The sequence below is a fragment of the Colwellia psychrerythraea 34H genome, assembly GCF_000012325.1.
Classification (GTDB): domain Bacteria; phylum Pseudomonadota; class Gammaproteobacteria; order Enterobacterales; family Alteromonadaceae; genus Colwellia; species Colwellia psychrerythraea_A.
The window spans coordinates 1,733,037-1,753,914 of record NC_003910.7 but is presented as its reverse complement, the minus strand read 5'-3'; the positions used below and the strand labels follow the sequence as shown (position 1 = coordinate 1,753,914).

The following is a 20,878-nucleotide window of genomic DNA, read 5'->3' as shown; positions in this document are numbered from 1 at the left end:
CATAACTTGCCTCGCTGGCTTTTTTATCCCCTCTATTTCACTTAACCAACTAATGCTAAAGTTTAGGGTTTTTTGGATAAAACTTGTCTGGCATACTGCTGATGTGTTCAAAAAAACGGGTATCTTTGTAGGGAAGTTTCATAAAACCTGAAATGCCAACACCGTCAATAGTCGGTAACAATGTCAGTACCTTCGCTAAACAGTCTGTAAACTCGGCTTCTTTCTCATGATTCAACAACATTAAATAGCTATGAATCTTTAAATGCTTGGGTAGCACTTCAAAAATAATACAACCAGTATGATGAATTAAATTGAGCTCGGCCAAAACAGACATTAACTCATCTGGTAGGTGTAAGTATTCATCAGGATCTTTACCATCCTCAAAATAAGAATGTAAGCGGGTTATATCATCAACATCAGGTACATCACTCACTTCAAACTGTATCACTTGAGTTTCATCGGCAACAAAGGGCTGATTTTCTTTAATACGTTCTACGTGAAGCGTGTTTCGGGCGTTAAATAAACAACTTTTGAACATACCGACACGAAATATGCCCTGAGCCAAATAAATAATATTGTTCACTGCACTAGTAAACGCGGTTTTGAGTGCTTCATCAAATAACGTTAAGTTAGAATCAATGTAAACCCCCTCTTTCGCCCAACGAATCGCAATGCCGCCTACCACAGGAAAATTACCAAGCCGACTTAATGCAGCAATGAACGCTTTTTCATTATCCCCCATACCCATAAGATAGTTTTTATAGTATTTGTCCAACTGAGCATCATCAATGTTCGATAAACTATCATGCCCTGTTTGCTCGCGTAAAAATGATTTTCGTGAACCATATACTACGGTATCAATTTGCTCACCTTGAGGTTTTACCCAAACTGGAATTTGTGCAATGGCGTTAATCTTGGTTGGTTTATCTGCCAGAACAACTTGTTTAAGGTAAGTGAGATTATTAAAAAAGTAATCACCTGCTTGCGCTCTAAGTTTCTCATCATCGCTTAACATCCCCGTTAAGACTTGAGCCAGTAATTTTGGTAAACCCAAGGCATTCGGTGGTATCACTTTTACGCCATATCGGCATGACTGACCTGAAGCGAGTGCATATAACGTCGCTGCTAAGCCCTGTTCATCAAAACGAGGACTAGATAGACCACCATTGAGCTGTTCAGGCCCAATAAAATAAACATCTCCTAAACGTGCATTGCTATGTTGTAAGTCACTGCTCATTAGGTCCATCACATTAGTACTAGTGCTTTGCTTGTCACAATCAAGTTGTGCACTAACGGATGAGCCCCAATCAATAAGTTGTACCTTGCCTGTGCTTTTATCGTAAACCAAGTTTGAAGGCTTTATATCGCCATGCACAATAGGTTTTAACTGTCGGTGATTATTAGCTTGGCGTAAGTACAGTAATATATCGGCTAATTGCAATGCGATACTGACCACCAACTCTGGTGCTAATGGCCCTACTTGCAACGACAATTGCTCTAAATCTATGCCAGGGGCTCGCGTCATTTGCAGAATTGATTGTCGCTTTATTTTCTGATAATCAATTACTTCTGGAATTTGTGGGTGGCTAAGTTGCCCTTGAATCTCGGCCTCTTCTGCCAACCTATCTTGCACATGTTGAGGTAAATTAATGCGAGAAAACTTAAAGACAACGGGCAATTGATCTGCTGAACTACCTTTGCGCTTGATACCTGAGAAAACAAAGCCATAGGCTCCTTTACCTAACAGTGCAACATCCTCAAAGCCGAGTTGCTTTAATTGCTGCTGACAAAGATCAACCCATTGTTTTAACTTAGTCGCATCTTTATGACTGAGTAAGTAAATGGATTGCTCTTGGGCAATGTAGAAATGCTGTAATTTTTTATTAGTCACAAGTTGTTTCTATTGTTATGAGGTAAGAAAAATATTCAGTAAAAGAAAATAACGCTTGCTGAATACGCTACCGATTATTGTTTTAAACTACAAGATTAGAATGAAATTTCAGCTTTTTCTTTTACTGATTTAGTAAATTTAAATCTACACTCAAACATTATTTTATGCCATGTTCTCTTAGTTTCATCGCTATTTTATTGTGTGAGACATTTAAACGCTCAGCCAATTTTCGTGTTGTCGGAAATAACGGATGGAGATGTTCAAGTAATTTAGCTTCAAAATCAGCTTGAGCACTAGACCAATCTTTAATTGTTTGAATATCTATATCATTACTAAGCTGTTGTTTACCAGCATGCTTATTGAGGACTTGTAACAAGTCATCAGCACAAATATCACCGCCATTATTCAAAGCAACAACACTGAATAAAACATTTTGTAGTTGCCTAATATTTCCTGGCCAAGCGAATCCCTGTAATAAACTAAGTGCTTGTGCAGTAAGTTTTGGCTTTGCAATATCTGTTTGTTGACTGTTACTGACTTGTTTAGCCGCATTTTCAATAAACAAGTTAGCCAAGAGACTCATGTCTGCCATACGCTCTCTTAGTGGTGGTAAATCGATACTCAGCACATTTAAGCGATAATAAAGATCTTCTCGAAAGGTTTTCTGACTAATGAGTTTGGCTAAGTCTTGGTGACTGGCACTGACAATACGTATATTAGCAACCAGTTCTTTAGTACCACCAACACGACGATAAGTGAGATCTTGTAAAAATCGTAACAATTTTGCTTGTAAATACGGTGACATTTCTGCAATTTCATCTAAAAATAAACAGCCACCTTCAGCTAGTTCAATTAATCCAGGTTTACCGCCTTTTTGGGCCCCCGTAAATGCGCCACTAGCATAACCAAATAGCTCACTTTCTAATAAATGTTCAGGTAGTGCTGAGCAGTTTATCGCTAAAAAAGGCGCTTTAGATCTTGAGCTCGCTTGATGTAATGCTCGAGCGATTAACTCTTTACCTGTACCGGTTTCACCACTGATTAATACCGGTAAATCTAATTCCGCAAAACGTTTACTTTGCGCCTTAATTAAACTGATACTTTTTGATTGACCAATAATGCTATCAAAACTGTGATCTTGATGACTTTGCATTAATGAAATTTGACGCCCTAGGGTATTCATTGAGCGAAAAAGTAGCACTGAGCCACTTACTTGCCCAGTATTGTCTTGTTCTAAGGTTGAACTGTTACTTGATATTACGGGACTTACATCAAGAATGTAGGCCCTCCCTTCAATAGTCACGGCTTGGCTGGTAGCGGCATTGGTGAGCATAGTTTTATTAATTTGCCCAAGAAACGCTTCGATTGGCTTGCCCAAGTAATCCGTTGTAACCAACTCAGGCTCAGTTGCATCCTTTGACGGCTTAAGCTTATGACTTGCCTTGTTCATAGCCAAAATTAGTCCATTACTATCAACATCGATAATAGGCTCAGGCATTTTATCTAATAAGGCTTGTAAATGACTCTCTCGTTGTTCACTAGGTAATAAATTAATCACCTCTACACTGTTAACGCCAATAACTGAGGCTAAGCATTCTCTAATTGACGAAAGCGTTAACGCAGCATATTCAACATGCACATAGGTAAAACAGCTGGTAATTTCTACGGTTTTTAAATTCCAAGCTTGCTTGGCAAATATAGCTAATATTTCTTGGGAAATACCTATTCTATCGCTTGATTCAATAACAACACGCATAAGATGACACATCTACAGATATAGTGTACTACAAATATTACACAGTAATAAAATTAGTACAAGCTGTATTTATCCCATTAAAACAGTGAATAACTAGTGCTTCGAGGATGCAATAGGAAAACACACTATCATTTTGTAATTATTTTAGTACAAGTATTATTAAGTTTATTTTAAAAAGCCTGTATCTACTTGTTAAATAAACGTTTTATTTAGTTGGCAACATAGTTGCAGGCTAGTAAATAAAGAATAAATGAAAGAATGAAGAAATCAATAGATTAAGAAGAAACATGAGTTCTACATGGCTGCTTAGTGATATAGCTGCAACAAATCATTCTGTCTATATCACTGAAACCCATGTTTCCTCCATCAAATAAAGCATAATAATAATTACAACTTATAGAAGAGAAACTATGACCCAATTTAAGAGCAAAAATATTGAAACTAACGCTATTCATGCCGGCAGAATTAATGATACACAGTTTGGCTCGCTTGCTACGCCTTTATATCAAACATCTACGTTCATCTTTGATAATGCTCAGCAAGGTGGCGACCGTTTTGCCGGTGAAAGCGAAGGTTATATTTACACGCGCTTAGGTAACCCAACAACTCGCCAATTAGAACAGCGCGTTGCGGCTATGGAATGCATGGATGATGCAGCTGCAACCGCAACAGGTATGGCTGCTGTCTCAGCAGCGTTACTGACTAACTTGCAAGCTGGCGATCATATGATTTCATCTAAAGCTGTTTATGGTTGCTCATTCGCGCTAATGAATCACATGCTGAAGAAGTTTAATATCGAGGTGACGTTTGTCGATATGACTGAGCCTGACAATATCAAAGCAGCCATCAAAGAAAATACTAAGTTAGTCTTTTTAGAAACCCCCATCAATCCAAACTTAGTGGTATTAGATTTGGAAAAAATTTGCGCCATTGCCAAAGCGCACAACTTATTATCAATAGTAGACAATACTTTCCTTACCCCTGTATTACAACAGCCTGCAAAATTTGGTGCTGATATTGTGGTGCATAGTGCAACTAAATACCTTAATGGTCATGGTGATGTTGTCGCCGGTGTCGTCTGTGCTAATTTTGAAATGATCAACGAAATAAAAATGACGACCCTTAAAGATATCGGTGCCACCATAAGTCCTCATGATGCTTGGTTGATTATGCGCGGCCTTAAAACTTTGCCGATTCGAATGGATAGACATTGTAGCAATGCACAAACAGTCGCAGAGTTTTTAGAACAACACCCTATGGTTGATGAAGTTTACTATCCTGGTCTTAAAAGTCACTCTGGGAACAAGTTTGTGGGTAATCAAATGAAAGCCGCAGGTGGTGTAATTGCTTTTGAATTAAATACCGACTTGACGGGTGGAAAAACCTTTATTGATGCAATGGAGCTTTTTTCAATTGCCGTCAGCTTAGGTGATGCAGAGTCATTAATTCAACACCCTGCGTCAATGACACACTCGCCTTATACCCCCGAAGAAAGAGCAGATGCGGGCATCAGTGATAGTTTAATTAGAATCTCTGTAGGTTTAGAGAATGTCGATGATATTATCAGTGATTTAACCCAAGCTTTGGAAAAAGTGAAACTGCCAAGCAGCGATAAAGTTACCAATATTAATCAAGCAAATAATGCAGCATAACGAGTTGTAGCGATATTCATTCAAGATAAATGTTATAAGTTAATTATAAAAAAGCCTCCATAAGCAATTAGCTTGTTGAGGCTTTTTATTACAATCATCGGTGATATATAGAATAACAAACTAGCTTTTAGTCATTGCATACCAACTGACCATTATCTATTTACCAATTACTGACCAATTATTTATCAGAGAAAATAACCGCTAATTGCGGTAATAACTTTTCTTTGAGTGTCGCTATTTCTTCATCAGAATAAGGTGTTAATGGTTGTTGGCCCCAAATTGGCTTCGGCCATTGTGCATCATCTTTAAAACGTACAACATGATGAACATGCAGTTGCTCAACAACATTACCTAACGCAGCAACATTCATTTTGTCACCAGCAAAGACTTGCATTAATAACTCACTCAATAAGCTCGACTCATTAAGCAATTGTTGCTGTTGGTCCCACTCAAGTTGGAACACTTCACTAATATCGGCAACTTTAGGTACTAAAATAAACCAAGGGTAAGCACTATCATTACATAGTAGTAATTTACACAAAGGAAAATCAGCCAACTCAATACCATCTGTTGCTAGTTGAGGGTGTAAATTAAATGTTGTTACTTCACTCATTATAAATACCTTGTTATGAATACATATTATGTAAATTGACTATGATAATTTACCGTTAAATAGCTTGCCGTTAAAAACTGACTATACAACTAATTAACGTTTATTTTTACGACCACGACCACGGGCTGCCTTTTTAGCTTCTCTAGCGGCAATGCGTTTCTCTTCAAGTTCAGTGAAGTGCGCGTTCTCAGCATCGATGATATCCGGTAATTCAAAGGAAATAGCACCCAAGGTTTTATCACGGATTTCATTTATCAAAATGACAGACGCTTTATGCAAATCAACACGACCGCCACTTTTAATACAGCTGCGTTTACGGCCAATCGCTTCAATTAAGTCTTCTTCGTGTGCAGGTAACTCGCTAAGTTTATAACGCTCCATTATACGTTTAGGATAATTCTTAAGTAGGTAATCCGCAGCAAAATAAGCAATATCATCATGATCAAATGCTGTATCTTTTACCGCACCTGATACCGCTAAACGATAGCCAGAATTTTCATTCGCTATTTTAGGCCATAACATACCTGGGGTATCGAAAAGGTATAACCCCTCTTCAAGACGAATACGTTGCTGCCCCTTAGTTACCGCGGGTTCATTACCCACTTTTGCTTTTGCTTTGCCTACTAAGGTATTGAGTAATGTCGATTTACCAACGTTAGGTATCCCCATTATCATCGCGTTAATTTGCTTACCTTCTTCATCTTTATTCGGCACAAGTTTACGTATTAAGTTGACAAGGTTCTTTGCTACACTCGGCTGCTCTGTGGTTAGAGCAATCGCTTTTACATTATGCTGCGACTCTAAATAATCTAACCAAACTTTGGTGCTTTCAGGATCAGCTAAATCACTTTTATTAAGGATCTTTATCAGTGGTTTATCACCTCTGATCTCAGTGATCATAGGATTTTCACTACTAAAGGGTAAACGCGCATCACACACTTCAATCACCACATCAATTTGCGGTAATATTTCTTTTATTTCTTTTTGTGCTTTGTGCATGTGGCCTGGAAACCAGTTAATCGCCATGAAAATCCTAATGTAACTATTATAATGGCGCAATTTTAACAAGCTTTTAGCTAACGTGGCTAGCCATACTCGTTAATAATACTAAACGAATTCATTAATGGGTTAAGTAATGCTCTTTGTACTGACGGTTTTGATACGTTAAAGCTGATTAAAGCTGTGACTGATATAGTTAATATTGGTTTCATCTAGTGAAAAATATCCTTGGATTGATTGCTAATTTCACGTTTGGTAGATGTAAGAATCAGCTGCTGATTATGAAATCCATAAAATGGTATTAGATCAATACTCAACTAAGAGTAAATTTACAGATTAATCCGTCAGCTTGTGTATTCACTCGCTTTAAAGGAATGTTCCTCGTTATTTCCTTAGATAACTATCCCCCTTCTTTCAAGCTTTCTGGAGAGTATATACCGTTTATTCAGCGCCAAAATACCCCCGTTATTGAAAAATGACTTACTATGTCCGTTGGCAGTAATTTTAAAATCCTCCCTAAGGGGGATATAACTAAACGGGTATAACGGCTAACATATACTCAATACAAAAACACAAATAGCGTCGAGAGTTGTACTTTGTTAAATAAATTAATATCTAATGAATTATCTGAAAATACAGTACTACCTTTATCTTCGTTGCATAAAATAGCGATTCATCCGTTACGTGAAAAACTTTATAACGAATTGCATAATAGACCTTTTCAATCAATATCATCGCCCGCTCAGCTCACGCATATTGCTATTCAGCATCAAGGGGAATTAAAGCAGCAAGAGCATGATTTCATCTCACTTTTATGTAATAGATTTCAAGTAAACTCTCCCGCTAAGTCAATGCCATGTTTCTATCAAGACTTTGGTTTATTCAGTCTTCGCTGGGAGCGCCATTTAGAATATTCCACCTATACCTTTATCCACCAAGCGCCATTAACTGACCAACCTTTTGTTAAAAATGCGATTGATTATGTTCCCAGCAATTGGTTTGAGCAAATGCCCGGTCAAGTTATCGCGGCAGTTCATTTGATTATTGAATCTGAGAATATAGATAAAGCGAAAACACACAAGGTTGAACAATTTTTTGACAATATGTCATTGATCGCCAGTGCTCCCGTACATTCACAGGCGAAAGTCTGGAGTTCATTTAAATTACATGAAGATGGTTTTGGTCGTTTTCTGATATACCAAGAAGACTTGTCACCTGCACAGCTTGGGCGCCTAGCACAGCAATTATTACAGCTTGATACCTACCGTTTAATGGCAACACTGGGTTTACCGCTAGCACAAGCAATTAATAGTGAGCTGAATCAACTCGACATCCAACTGCAACAAGTGACAACTTACATCGCGTTAGGTACTGAAAAAAGTGATAGAGAGCTACTAACACAAGTCTCTAAAATAGCAGCAAAAGTGGAAGATTATCGTAGCCAAAGCACTTACCGATTTTCTGCTACAAATGCCTATTACGACGTGGCATTGCAACGAATGGAAGAATTAAAAGAAGAAGAAATCCCTGGTTATATGACCTTGCAAGAATTCTTAATGCGTCGAATTACCCCGGCAGTTAAAACCTGTCAAACAGCGTCAAATCATTTAGAAGATATCTCTAAAAGAGTGACCCGTGCCAGTGATTTATTACGCACCCGTGTTGAAATGGTACTACAGGAGCAAAACCAAACCTTATTAAAATCAATGAATCATCGTGCTCACGTGCAAATGCGCTTGCAACAAACCGTTGAAGGTTTATCTGTTGCTGCAATAAGTTATTATGGCATGCAATTATTCGAAACTATGCTCACCTCATTACCAACCTTAGGTGTTGAATATAATCATGAACTAGTGAGTGGTTTTGCTGTACCTATTGTCATTGGCATTGTATTTGTTGGCACACGCTTAATACATAAGCGCTTGATGAAAGGGTTAAAATAGTTCTTATAGCCGTAAACATTCAAACCAAGGTAAAAGCAAAAAGTTCCCCTATGTCCCCTCTCTTTTTGAGGGAGCACCCTTAATAAAAAAATGTGCTTCGGTCATGAATTGCTCGGGCATCCTGAAAATCCTATCTTGAAGTTTCATGGGTATAAGCACTTGAGCAACATCACTTCATCGTTGCTGTGACTTATAATGGAACAACCATTATTTCATCACAGCGCCTTGAATTGAAATTACTCAAGTACTCTGAAACATGCATCTTGAATGATAACGGGTATATAATCCCTTTCTTCCTATTTTTTAGTAGCTAAGCATTAACTTATTGCTGATAATGCAAATCATTAAGTATCTTTATCATTAAATATCTTCAAATAAGAGCTAGCTATTAAGTTATGAGTAAAAAATTCTATGTGATCTGGAAAGGCGCGAAAACAGGTATATTTACCACGTGGCCAGAAGTTCAGCAACATACTGCGGGTCGCTCAGATGCTCAGTATATGGGCTTTGAATCAAAAAGTGCTGCCGAGCAAGCTTTCGCAACAACTTACACAAAAGCATTGATGCAACGCTCTTTAAGTAAGAAAGGTACAGCAAGTTCTGCACCTACCTCGAGTCGCACAGCAACCAGCAAAAAAACCAGTAAAAGTGCTAGCGCTAAAACTACCGCTGTTAGTCCAAATGGTCCAAGCGATATTGAAATATACTGTGATGGTGCTTGCTCTCCTAATCCAGGTAAATCAGGCACGGGCCTTGCGGTTTATGAATTAGGCAAAGTTACCTCGCTGTATTACGGTTTGTATTTGCCTAATGGTACCAATAATACTGCCGAGTTAAGCGGTATGCTTTCTGCTTTTCAAATTGCACAACACTTTATCGATAAAAACAGCGAGCAAAGTATTTGTATCTTATCCGACTCTAAATACTCTATCGATTCAATTACAAAATGGGCGAAAGGTTGGAAAGCAAAAGGCTGGACCCGTGGTAAAGGTGAGGAGATTAAAAACTTAGCATTAATACAACAATGTTATGCGCTTTATAAAACCATGCATACCAAAATAACCATTCGCCATGTTAAAGGTCACGCAAATATAGAAGGCAATGAACTGGCAGATAGAATGGCAGTACTTGCTAGAAAGCAGCAACAAGTTAATATGATCCGCTATAGCGAAACAATCAACATAAAAGCTATTCTTGCTATGGACTCTGGTTAGACTGATGTTGATGCCTACGTTAATTGACCATAACTTAAGCTGAGTTGAACTAAACTAAATGAACAATAATAGAGCTGAGCTAACCAGATCTTAATTAAACTGATGAGAATATGCTAACGAATATCCTAATTACTATTACGTTATTATTAATAACAGCCTTTGTTCTCTCTCGCGTATTTACCTTACCGAGAAACATTTGGATATTATTTATCTCTCAGCCTTTAGTGATGTCTGCATCGCCTATTATTGTTTTTATTGGCGGTATTTTATCCAGTAAAATGGCCAACGATCCTTCGCTAGCAACCCTGCCAATTACCTTAATGATTTTAGGTGTCGCTGCAGGCTCTATTCCTGCTGCTATGTTAGCTAAAAATAAAGGCCGAAAGTTTGCCGTTTACACCGGATTAAGTTGCTCTTTAATTGCCGTAATTGTTGCGTTATTTTCAGCAAAACTAGCGCTGTTTGAACTCTTTTGTTTTGCTAGCATGTTAATTGGCATCGGTGGAGCCTTCACACAACAGTTACGCTTTGCAGCAATTGAGAGTAGCTTGAATAAGGAAGATGTCCCTAAAATATTATCTATTTTAATGCTAAGTGGCGTCTTTGCTGCATTTCTAGGTCCTGAAGTAGCTGTAGCGGGAAAAGATTGGCTAAACTCTCCTTATGGTTATGCGGGCTCTTTTCTATTTTTAGCCGCGCTGATCCTTTGCGCCATGATAATGATGTTAGCCTTTAAAAATCCTCCCGTTAGTGCAAATGAGACCATTGGAGAGCCAAGAGAATTAAAGGTTATAGCTAAACAGCCTATCTTTTTAATTGCTGTTTGTACCGCGACCATTGGATATGCATTAATGAGTTATTTAATGACCGCGACACCTATTAGCATGCACCATATACAAGGACACAGCTTACAAGAAACTAAATGGGTCATACAAAGCCATATTGCCGCCATGTATATTCCGTCGTTATTCACCCCTTGGTTAGTAAAATATCTAAAACTAAAAGGGCTGATGGTCATTGGCATATCAATTTATGCTGTAGTTGCTCTGATAGCCTTATCAGGCCATGAAGTGATGCATTATTGGTGGGCACTTATTTTATTAGGTATTGGTTGGAACTTCTTATTCTTAACTGGCACCTCTTTATTACCCGAGAGTTATCACGCCAGCGAGCGTCATAAAGTTCAAGCAACCAATGACTTTGTCTTATTTGGTTTTCAAGCAGTAGCTTCTCTATTAGCTGGTTGGGTATTGTTTAATGCGGGTTGGCACTGGGTTGTGATAACGAGTCTCCCCTTTATTCTTGTACTGTTTACTGTGGTTGGTTTTTATCATAAACATCAGAAAAAGTTAACATTGAATATGCTGAAAACTAATTAAGACTATAATTTATACCAATCGAATTAAAGTATTATGGTCGAGAACCTTAAATCAATAAAAAAAGAAGGATGTAATTATGAGTGGAACAACTATGGTCGTTGTTATTGTCTGTGTCGTCTTCGGTATTTTATATAAAATGTATAACAAACATTTAGAGTTTAAAGCGAAAACGATTAGCCATAACAATAGTACTGACTCACTAAATGATGAACTAAAAAAAGAAATTATAGCACTCACCGAGCGCGTACAAGTATTAGAAAAAATTGTCACCGACGAAGGCTACCAAGTGCAAAAAGATATTAATAAACTTTAAAGTAATCTAAAAGGTAAACTATAAGACTAGCTATAAATTATAGGCATAACTTATAGGTACAAACTTCACCTATTATTGACGGAGTGCTGATGCAATGAAACTCATAATGAAAACTGAATTTGATAACCTCAGAGTCAATCCTCTACATGATTATGAAACCGATAGTAATGGAGAAAAGCAGGTCGTCAAAATTTATTGTGGTGAATTACTGATTGCCAAAAAATTAAAAATTAAAAAATCCATTCGCTTTTTTGGCATAGCGACTTATCAGCAGTATCTAACGCAAGAAGATGTATTGAAGTAAGAGTTATTTCTTCAACATTGATTTTAAATCCGCAAAGGGATTATACGTGGCAGTATCTTGGTTGGTATCGCCCGCTTTTACTTCGGTTGTATAATTAGCATGGTCAGTATATTTAGCATGCTCATTATCGTGACAGTAAATACACAATAGTTCCCAATTGCTACCATCATTTGGATTATTGGTATGATCATGATCCATATGATGCACGGTTAATTCTCTTAAGTTAGAAAACTCAAAAGCACGGGCACAGCGACCACATACCCAAGGGAATAATTTTAATGCTCGGTCACGATAACCTTTTTCTTGTTGTTTGTAGTTGGCACTTGTGCCAAAGCGATCTGAGGACATAGGAATATAAGAAGGTAAATAAATTATATTACTAGTGTATTGCTAAGCGCGAAGCTTAGCAATAGCTGGATATAAAGGAATACTACTGATTAAGGGTATTTTTTTTACGCTATACCCGAACAACTTCAAACGGCATGATTCAGTTTAAAATAGCTTTAGTCTAATTTACTGATCTAGTGATTCCAGTGTTTTACCGTGTGGAATAGGTAAACGTGTTTTCGCATCAACTTGTACAAAAACAATGTCATCCGCCAAACAAATGGTTTTTTTAGTCACTTTATTACGGACTAAACACGTCACAGTAATAGAGGTACGACCTACTTTTTTAGTTTCTAAACCAAACTCTACTACATCACCTTGCATAGCGGCCGACTCAAAACTAATTGCACCTATATGTTTTGTTACTAAGCAGTTGGTTTCTAATTGACAGATAGCGTAAATAGCAGCCTCTTCATCAATCCATTCGAGTGCGCGACCACCAAATAGAGAGTTTGCGTAATTTAAATCGTTGGGCATAACAAGACGACGGGAAAGAAAGCGCATAAAAAGCCTTTAAGTAAAATGTATATCTAAAATAGTAAGGCTTATTATAGCAAGCTTTCTTGCTAATTACTGAGCATTAACTCTAATTGATGCCCGGTTATACTTATTTGCTTTAGCTATTATTTTTGGATCTCCACAAACAGTATGAATCGATACAAATAGTTTTTTACCTATAAAAAAGCTCCCTAACAAGTAGAGAGCTTTTAACGTATTCTAGGTCGAGACAGTTTAAATGTAACGCTTTATTCCACTGCTATTAACTGACAGTAGTCATTACAGTTTTTTGCTAATATTGATAGTCGGTGTTGTCGGATCAGGCCCTGTAACCGTAACAATATAAACACCATCATCTACAATAGTGACACTCAAATTATCTTGTGAGTTTTGTAATAATGTTAACGGAGAATCCAGGGCAACAACGCTAGTGTCCGCCGGCGCACCTAAATTGAATGTTGACCAATCACCCGAGGCAATTTTAAAGCCATAGTCACCTGCGGTTAGGTTTAATTCCACTGAATAACTACTTGCACCAGCATAACTAAGCTGATCAACTTCACCCCAACCATTCATGTCACCACGAATAAATACCGGTGTGGCACCAAATATTTCAGCTGAATATATACTCAACGTTGCTTCAGCTAAATCAGAGGCGTCAAAAACAAAAGTGTAATCTCCATCGACAGTAAAGTTCATACTGAAGTTATCACCACTACCTGATAACAATAATTGATTTTCACCTTCAGTTATTTCCATATCATCAGCTGGTGCGCCCATATTTACTGTAGACCAATCAGCGGAAGCTATTTTAAAGCTAGGCGTTGAAACACTAATGGTTATAGTGGCTTGATATTTACCATTACCTATATAAATTAATTCGTTATCTTCACCCCAACCATTCATGTCGCCACGAATAAATATCGGTGTTCCAACAAACGGCTCTTCATTTTCTACTAACAAAGTAGGAGCGTCGGTATTAGAGGCATCAAGGGTAAAGAAGTAAGTCCCATCAATCGCAACAGTAATACTTAAATTGTCATTACTGCCCGGTAATAAATTAAAAGTTTGATCTTCTAATACTTCACCACCTGATCCTGGAGCACCTAAGTTAATGTTTGATGACCAATCAAAATCTGCCACCTTGAAACCATAAGATCCTGCTGCAAGGGTAATTTTAGCTTGGTAGACTCCATCTCCAATATAAGTAAATGCATCATCAGGATTCCAACCATTCATCTCTCCACGAACGTAAGCAACGGTATCGCCATAAGGAACCACATCAGGTGCGCCTGCTGTTACATAAGCGGATAAACCGCTTGCTTGGCTTTCACCTTGTACTTTCACAAAAACAGCGGTAGTTAGCGGAGGAACCGTAAAGCTGCCTTCATCTGTACCCTGCTCAAAGGTAGCGCTAGCAACGGTACCATCAACAGAACCAGCTAATAATGGATGCAAGGTAAAATTACTTGCGGAGGCAATAGTATGTGTTTGTTCGCTATTAGTACCATTTACCACAACCACTAATGCATCATAATTTGGGTCGATATCAGTAAGAGTTGATCCGTCATCTATACTCATCACAATCAAACCTTGCGTTTGATTTTTACCAATATTATGAAAACCAACGCGATTGATAATATCTGTCGCAGTGGTCAATCTAAATAATGGACTGCTTGTACGAATCGACAAAAACTCATTGAACACATTTGATGCGAATAATATATCCGTCATTGAAACAGTACTTGATGAACTTGACGCTAGAGAAACTATGTCATCGTAGTCTCGACCACCATTATCTAGAGGCAAACCTTTATTCCAGTTATTTAACTCAAATGTAAAATCAACTAGGTTATACCAATCACCGGCATCATAAGTATTACGGTCTAACGACTTAGAGCGAAGGAAATCACCACCCATTTGTAAAAATGGAATACCTTGTGACAATAATACGATTGATTGAGAAATGTTTTGCGCACGAACACGTTCGCTATTATTCATTTCAGGGCTTAACTTAAATTGTAAGATATCCCACAAGGTTTCATTATCGTGTTTTGAAACATAGTTAATAATATCAGCAGGGTCCTTGGCATACATACCTGCAGAGCTACCGACTACGTCAGTGCCCTTAAAGGTTTTCAATACATAGTCAGTTTGCGTGCCTGCCATGCCAAATTTAACAATATCTTGTTGCTCAAACGGGTAGTCTGAATCACTTTCGTTGTTAAACAAAGTCGCATTTCTAATACCGTCACGAATACGATCGTTATAGGTGGCAATTTCAGTACCGGCCATATTTTCTTGGTCAGCGCGTTCAAAACCTCGAGAATCTTTGTACCAACCTTCACCATAAAAATGATTATCAGGGTCTATCGCTTGAATAGCATCACGTGCTGCTAACATCTGTTCTTTAGAGCCTTGGCTCATAATATCGAAACGAAACCCGTCAAACTGGTATTGTTCAGTCCACTGTTTAAGTGAGTCGACCATCAACTTGTCCATCATGCGATGTTCAAGGGCTGTATCACTACAACAAGTACTATTTTGAACAGCGCCAGTAGTAACATCACGGCTGTGATAGTAGCCAGGTACAAATTTATCAAGTACCGAGTTATCCCATAAACCAGCAGAGTTAGTATGGTTATAAACAACATCTAATACCACACGTAAGCCAATGTCATGCAAGGATTTGATCATCGCACGCATTTCTTTAATCCGGCTTACTCCGTCTGGATTTGAAGCATAAATACCGTCAGGCACATTAAAATGTTTAGGATCATAACCCCAATTAAAACTATCCGTATCACGCATCGCTTCTGTTAGTTTTACTGCCTCGTTTGAATAAGGAGAATAACTTTCAAAAACAGCACGCAATGTTTGGTCATCTAGATTCTGATAACAAGGTGGTGCTTTGAAATTGACTTTACATAACGCTAAGACCGTACTATCCAAATCGATAATCTTGTCTGCATCTTCATCAATAGTTGCTATATCATTCGCAGGTAACATATGAAAATGCGTTAAACCGTTAGCGACTAGCTTTTGTAAATGCTGCATAGGTGCAGAGTTAATTTCAGTAAACGCTAAGAATTTACCTCTATTTTCAACTGAAGTACTTTCATCTTGTGCACTAAAATCACGTATATGCCCTTCGTAAATTACCGCATCTTCGTAGTTTTCAATGGTAGATACTGCATGGCCATCCCAGCCTTCAGGTTGTAGATCTTCATCAGATAAATTTACAAACTGAGAATATTCACCATTGGTTGATAAACTTAACGAATATGGGTCTGTGCTCTCTATTTCTTCAATCGCTTTATTTTCTGGATGATAAAGCGTTAACGCGAAACGATAAAATTGACGGTCAAGACTTGCATCACCCGTATAACTCCAAACACCAGTCATTGAGTCTTCAGTCATATCATGACTTGAAACCATTTCTTTATCCGCGTTATAGACATTCAATTTAAGCTGTTGAGCGGTTGGAGACCACACAGAAACTTTAACGGTTCCATTGTCATAAACAACACCTAACGTTGCTTCATTAGCATCCATTTCGCCTTTGGTATAAAGATCATCTAATACTAAATCAGCTTGCACATTAGTGGCAGCAACCGCTAGCCCTTCTGCGTTATAACCAACTAAAACCAATTGATTTTTAGCAATCGCTTTTGCTTCTTCAATTGACCAATTACCCGAAAAAGCAGGCCAGTCTGCAACTAAAGGCGCCGCAGCTTTTTGTTCGTCAGTTAAATCAACTTCCGACAACTCAACAACCGTCCCTGTGATAACGTCTTCGTTAGCTTCATCGGCACCAATACCTGCAGTCGCTGAATGGTGTAATTTTACCGATGTAACCAGATCAAAATTAACATTCCATGTAAAGGTATTGCTATCAATCCAATGTGCTGAAAAACCACTAATTGCTAATGCTTGTTTACCCAAAGTTACAACAGGATATTCAAAAATAGAAGCGACACCTGAAAAGGTGAAATTCATACGTTGGTATGTTTCATCATCCTGAAACAGTGGCATTTTAAAATCACCACCACCAAACTCTTTTCCTGCGTCATCAGTGCCTTTGTGAATAATAAAGTGACCACATTCGTTATGATCGTCTTTAAGATTTAATAACCAATACGCACCGTACACAGGATCAACCCCGGTATGCGCTAAGCCATTATCCCAAGAAGGCGCCAAAGAATCTGCCGCATACGCATCACATTCAGCACTGTTCCAATTATGCATTTTGTAGTCACTGTATTCACCGTCTGCACGGTTATAAAATAGCAACGCCTGATTTTCGCCTGCAAAAATAATAGGCTCAGGTGCCTTGGGATCTATACCAACAACACAACTTTCATTTAATGCATCAGGCACCGTTGGAACGGGACATTCAATAGGCTCTGGCGCAACACAACTTGTGCCAGCAGCATCAGAAACCATTGGCACATCACAACTAAGTAGTACTTCACCTGGCTCGGTAGACTCTGAGCCACCACACGCGACAAGTACCATTGATACTGATGCTAAGACAATAACTCTTAACACCGATTTTTGACTAAACATAACTTTTACTCCAAATGAATAATTGGCGAGTTAATACCGGAATTAAGACGGAAATTATTAGATTTTTTTTATTTGAATAGTTAATTTCATTCATTTTGAATAACTCCTGACTAATAAATACTGGTTAATAACTCAAAACTAACTGCCGCTATAACGCGTAGGTCATGCCTAAAAAGAATTGACGACCAAAGTACTGAATGGTGCCCGTTTGGCTTTGTACGCCAAAGTAACTTTTAGTCGGTTCGTCGGTTACGTTGTTCACCTGAAAAACCACACCTAAATTGTCATTAAACTGATAAGAAGCCTGATAATCGATGACTAGTTCGTCATCGTAATTAACCGTTTGTGCTTCAACCGCTACTTGCTCTGATACAAACTCATCTCGATAACGCGCACTAATGCGGGTTTCAAAACCCTCATAACCCCAGAAAAGTGTCGTTTGTAAAACATTTTCAGATAAGCCGGGCAGTGTAATAGGTAAGTCTTGCTGTCCTAATTGTGAAATTTGTTGAATTTCACTTTTGGTATGTGAGTAACTTGTACTAAGTCCTAAGCCAGACCAAAAATCAGGTAAGAATGAAAAGATTTGGGTGTAACTCACTTCAAGCCCTTTTATATAACCGCCTTTATCATCATTAAACGCGGTTTCAAAATTACCGTTACGAATTTCTAATGGCACACCACTTAACGGATCGATAAATTCGTCTGGCACTATTAAGCCATTACCAGCAAAGTCATATTCACTGATTGTTTGCGTAACAATACCAGCCGATTCTATGTCTTTATAAAAAATCGCAAAAACGAAACTACCATCAGATTCTGAAAAATATCGTTCATAGGAAATATCATACTGATTGGCATAAAACGGTTTTAAATGTGGGCTGTTTTTCGCGTTACCACTGATTTCAGCATAAGTGCCACTGTCAGTTGTTACTTTGTTGATGCTCACACTGCTGTTAGAAGCAAGTCGGTCAATATTAGGACGACTCATTACTTTAGCCGCAGCAAAACGTATTTGGTCGTTCGGCGTTATATGAAAATTTAAATTCATTTGAGGCAGGTAATCGGTGTAAGTATTTTCGATAATACCCGGTGCATATTTTTGATTGATTAGGCCAGCATCATCTGTAATAAACTGCGCACCTAAATCTGCATTCGCTTGAACAATAACATCGCCATTTTCGTCAATAGCGTCTTGTCCGTACGCATCTTTTACCCTTGTTTCACCAACATCTTGCAATGAAGTAGACGCTTGTTTAGTTCTAACAACACGAACACCAAAGTTACCAGTTACCGGAATATCACCAATTTCTACATCAATATTTGCCATGATATAGGCCGCAAAGATATCTTCAAAAACTTGACCACTTTCTTTCACGGTCCAAGCTGTATCTTTACCTAATGGATCGCCATTAATTACACCGCTTGCAGAGCCGCCCCATGTTTGCACCGGTTGAGGAATGCCCTGAGGAAACCAAGCATTTAATACTTTGTTTTGATCAAGTGCTAAGTAACTTGGAAAAGAAGAAAAATCGCCCTTCCAGTCAACCACGGTCGCCATATCTTCAGTGATATTTAAGGGTTTTTCTTTCGAATTAAAGCCACTATCACTACCAAATTCATATACTGAACGATCGCTGCTGTACTCTCTTTCAGAATAACGTGCGCCAAATTCTACAGACGAAATATAATCTGAATCAAGGGAGTACTGAAAATCAACACGAGCTGCAATAACTTCATCAGAATTCACATAAGGATAAATACCGTATTTAGTTACCATAACGCGACTTAAATCAGTTAAAGCATCAGCTTGATTTAAACTGACATCAGGTAAATCTAAGCCGTTTAATAAGTAATTAATTGAAACATTATTATCAAATTCAGGTTGCGCAGCATTAGCATCATCAGCAACTAATGACCAAATCAAGCCATTTCTAAAATCACTGGTGGCTGATGAATACGATAAATCTACCGCCATATTAAAATTATCAGTGATTTGCCAGTCGGCATTTATCCCAAAACTTTGTACTTCATCAGAATCACTGTTGTCATCATTAACAATTTCAACACGCGTTGAACTGTTAGACGTTCGATTGAACGTCCCGCCTATGACTGAATTGTCTATAATGGTGGCATTACCTATTGCCGCTTGGCTGCCATCAAATTTCACTCGATAACCACGGGCAAACTCTTCCGAATCAAATTTCGAATAGAAACTATCAAATTTTAGACTAAAGTTATCAGCGGGCTGCCACTCAAGGGTCGCTACAAAACCATCTCGGGTTTCTTCCCCTCCTTTGTGTTGCAACTCAAAACCTTCACCAACATATTCTTTAGCTAGGTGAATCCCCTCTTCCTTGGTTGGTCCATTGGTATCATCAGCTAAGCCGTCTACATCTCTTAATTTACTGTAGTTAAGGCCAACAAATTGTGTGGTGGCACTTGGTTGAAATAAACGCGCGTAACCTAGAGCGACACCAAAGGTGTCATCAGCAAATTTACCTTGGTAGGAAACACTAAAACGATGACCAGTTGATGTGGCATCAGGTACGTCACTTGCCAAATCGTTATACATCCCACGAGCATTTACATTAAAAGAATGCTTGTCTTCATTTTTTAAAGGGCTGGCAGTTTTTAATTCAACCGTACCTGCCACACCACCTTCAATAAGCGATACTTTGGGTGATTTGAATACTGAGGCTTGTGATATAAGTTCTGATGGATATTGGTCAAATTCAACGCTACGCTGACCGCTGGTTGATACTTGCTCGCGACCATTTAATGTTGTCGATACAAAACCGCCTGACATACCACGAATATTAATCTCAGCGGCCTGCCCACCTGTTCTTACGGCAGAAATACCCGGTAAACGTGTTAACGCATCAGCCATTGAAACATCAGGCAATGCGCCTAAATCATCAGCAGTTATTTGCTCTGATACCGTATCCGCAAAACGTTTCTGATTAATAGATTTAATAAGTGAACGTCTAAAGCCAGTCACTTCAATCACTTCGATTGCGTCAACCTCTTGTTCATCACTCTTTTTTGCGGCAACGTTTTCTGGTTCGGGTGTGGCTTTCACCGCTTCTTGAGCATAAAGCCCGCCAGAAGACACCATAAAACCACAGGAAAGTAAGGCTATAGAGAGCTTACTCGGTTTAAATGTACGCATAATTTTTCCCTCATATTCATCCTTGAAATATTATTATCATCAGTTTTCTAACTGACTTCGTTTTTATAATTTCAACTTAATATAAGGGGCGAGTTTTTCTTTAGATATGTTTTGCATACGTATTCAAAAATACGTGAGTAATAACAAAAAGACTAAAACAGACATAAAAACCGTAACCGTTACATGGT

General features: G+C 38.3%; 14 protein-coding genes. 6 read left to right on the top strand and 8 right to left on the bottom strand.

Annotated elements, in window-relative coordinates; genetic code table 11:
- Positions 1–55: 55 nt before the first annotated feature.
- Together CPS_RS07565 and CPS_RS07560 are read right to left on the bottom strand one after the other, a co-directional pair.
- Positions 56–1,891, bottom strand: a complete 1,836-nt coding sequence (locus CPS_RS07565; protein ID WP_011042539.1) for a protein kinase domain-containing protein — start codon at positions 1,889–1,891, stop codon at positions 56–58.
- 157 nt (positions 1,892–2,048) lie between these two features.
- The gene (locus CPS_RS07560) at positions 2,049–3,647 is read right to left on the bottom strand and encodes a sigma 54-interacting transcriptional regulator (RefSeq protein ID WP_011042538.1); all 1,599 of its coding nucleotides are present in this window, start codon (positions 3,645–3,647) and stop codon (positions 2,049–2,051) included.
- Positions 3,648–4,057: 410 nt separating this feature from the next.
- On the opposite strand from CPS_RS07560, the gene megL reads away from it, so the two are divergent.
- Complete coding sequence (gene megL / locus CPS_RS07555; protein ID WP_011042537.1) at positions 4,058–5,299, top strand: methionine gamma-lyase; 1,242 nt, start codon at positions 4,058–4,060, stop codon at positions 5,297–5,299.
- A gap of 178 nt (positions 5,300–5,477) precedes the next feature.
- Here megL and CPS_RS07550 read toward each other — a convergent pair whose 3' ends face one another.
- Both CPS_RS07550 and ylqF read right to left on the bottom strand, forming a co-directional pair.
- Complete coding sequence (locus CPS_RS07550; RefSeq protein WP_011042536.1) at positions 5,478–5,912, bottom strand: HIT domain-containing protein; 435 nt, start codon at positions 5,910–5,912, stop codon at positions 5,478–5,480.
- Between the two features lie 93 nt (positions 5,913–6,005).
- On the bottom strand, positions 6,006–6,938 hold the full coding sequence (gene ylqF, locus CPS_RS07545) for a ribosome biogenesis GTPase YlqF (protein ID WP_011042535.1): 933 nt from the start codon (positions 6,936–6,938) through the stop codon (positions 6,006–6,008).
- Positions 6,939–7,507: 569 nt separating this feature from the next.
- On the opposite strand from ylqF, the gene CPS_RS07540 reads away from it, so the two are divergent.
- From CPS_RS07540 to CPS_RS07520, 5 genes are all read left to right on the top strand, one after another.
- Positions 7,508–8,854, top strand: a complete 1,347-nt coding sequence (locus CPS_RS07540; protein ID WP_011042534.1) for a DUF3422 family protein — start codon at positions 7,508–7,510, stop codon at positions 8,852–8,854.
- A 395-nt stretch (positions 8,855–9,249) separates the two neighbouring features.
- Positions 9,250–10,068, top strand: coding sequence for a ribonuclease H family protein (locus CPS_RS07535; protein ID WP_011042533.1), 819 nt, complete (start codon positions 9,250–9,252; stop codon positions 10,066–10,068).
- A gap of 110 nt (positions 10,069–10,178) precedes the next feature.
- Positions 10,179–11,447: an MFS transporter gene (locus CPS_RS07530; RefSeq protein ID WP_011042532.1), complete on the top strand. Its 1,269-nt coding sequence runs from the start codon at positions 10,179–10,181 to the stop codon at positions 11,445–11,447.
- A gap of 76 nt (positions 11,448–11,523) precedes the next feature.
- A complete protein-coding gene (locus tag CPS_RS07525) occupies positions 11,524–11,760 on the top strand; it encodes a hypothetical protein (RefSeq protein WP_011042531.1) in 237 nt (78 codons plus the stop codon).
- A gap of 106 nt (positions 11,761–11,866) precedes the next feature.
- Positions 11,867–12,064 (top strand): hypothetical protein, encoded by a 198-nt coding sequence (locus CPS_RS07520; RefSeq protein WP_238383598.1) that lies wholly within the window; start codon positions 11,867–11,869, stop codon positions 12,062–12,064.
- A gap of 3 nt (positions 12,065–12,067) precedes the next feature.
- Here the strand turns inward: CPS_RS07520 and CPS_RS07515 are convergent, their stop codons facing one another.
- From CPS_RS07515 to CPS_RS07500, 4 genes are all read right to left on the bottom strand, one after another.
- Positions 12,068–12,412: a YajD family HNH nuclease gene (locus CPS_RS07515; protein ID WP_011042529.1), complete on the bottom strand. Its 345-nt coding sequence runs from the start codon at positions 12,410–12,412 to the stop codon at positions 12,068–12,070.
- Between the two features lie 165 nt (positions 12,413–12,577).
- Positions 12,578–12,955, bottom strand: coding sequence for an acyl-CoA thioesterase (locus CPS_RS07510; RefSeq protein WP_011042528.1), 378 nt, complete (start codon positions 12,953–12,955; stop codon positions 12,578–12,580).
- A 273-nt stretch (positions 12,956–13,228) separates the two neighbouring features.
- Positions 13,229–17,518 (bottom strand): alpha-1,6-glucosidase domain-containing protein, encoded by a 4,290-nt coding sequence (locus tag CPS_RS07505; protein WP_011042526.1) that lies wholly within the window; start codon positions 17,516–17,518, stop codon positions 13,229–13,231.
- A gap of 148 nt (positions 17,519–17,666) precedes the next feature.
- Positions 17,667–20,690: a TonB-dependent receptor gene (locus tag CPS_RS07500; protein WP_011042525.1), complete on the bottom strand. Its 3,024-nt coding sequence runs from the start codon at positions 20,688–20,690 to the stop codon at positions 17,667–17,669.
- Between the last annotated feature and the right edge of the window lie 188 nt (positions 20,691–20,878).

Excerpts from the sequence above, each read along its gene's own strand:
- CPS_RS07560 (WP_011042538.1), bottom strand. The coding sequence starts at position 3,647 with ATGCGTGTTGTTATTGAATCAAGCGATAGAATAGGTATTTCCCAAGAA.
- megL (WP_011042537.1), top strand. The coding sequence starts at position 4,058 with ATGACCCAATTTAAGAGCAAAAATATTGAAACTAACGCTATTCATGCC.
- CPS_RS07550 (WP_011042536.1), bottom strand. The coding sequence starts at position 5,912 with ATGAGTGAAGTAACAACATTTAATTTACACCCTCAACTAGCAACAGAT.
- ylqF (WP_011042535.1), bottom strand. The coding sequence starts at position 6,938 with ATGGCGATTAACTGGTTTCCAGGCCACATGCACAAAGCACAAAAAGAA.
- CPS_RS07535 (WP_011042533.1), top strand. The coding sequence starts at position 9,250 with ATGAGTAAAAAATTCTATGTGATCTGGAAAGGCGCGAAAACAGGTATA.
- CPS_RS07530 (WP_011042532.1), top strand. The coding sequence starts at position 10,179 with ATGCTAACGAATATCCTAATTACTATTACGTTATTATTAATAACAGCC.
- CPS_RS07525 (WP_011042531.1), top strand. The coding sequence starts at position 11,524 with ATGAGTGGAACAACTATGGTCGTTGTTATTGTCTGTGTCGTCTTCGGT.
- CPS_RS07520 (WP_238383598.1), top strand. The coding sequence starts at position 11,867 with ATGAAAACTGAATTTGATAACCTCAGAGTCAATCCTCTACATGATTAT.
- CPS_RS07515 (WP_011042529.1), bottom strand. The coding sequence starts at position 12,412 with ATGTCCTCAGATCGCTTTGGCACAAGTGCCAACTACAAACAACAAGAA.
- CPS_RS07510 (WP_011042528.1), bottom strand. The coding sequence starts at position 12,955 with ATGCGCTTTCTTTCCCGTCGTCTTGTTATGCCCAACGATTTAAATTAC.
- CPS_RS07505 (WP_011042526.1), bottom strand. The coding sequence starts at position 17,518 with ATGTTTAGTCAAAAATCGGTGTTAAGAGTTATTGTCTTAGCATCAGTA.
- CPS_RS07500 (WP_011042525.1), bottom strand. The coding sequence starts at position 20,690 with ATGCGTACATTTAAACCGAGTAAGCTCTCTATAGCCTTACTTTCCTGT.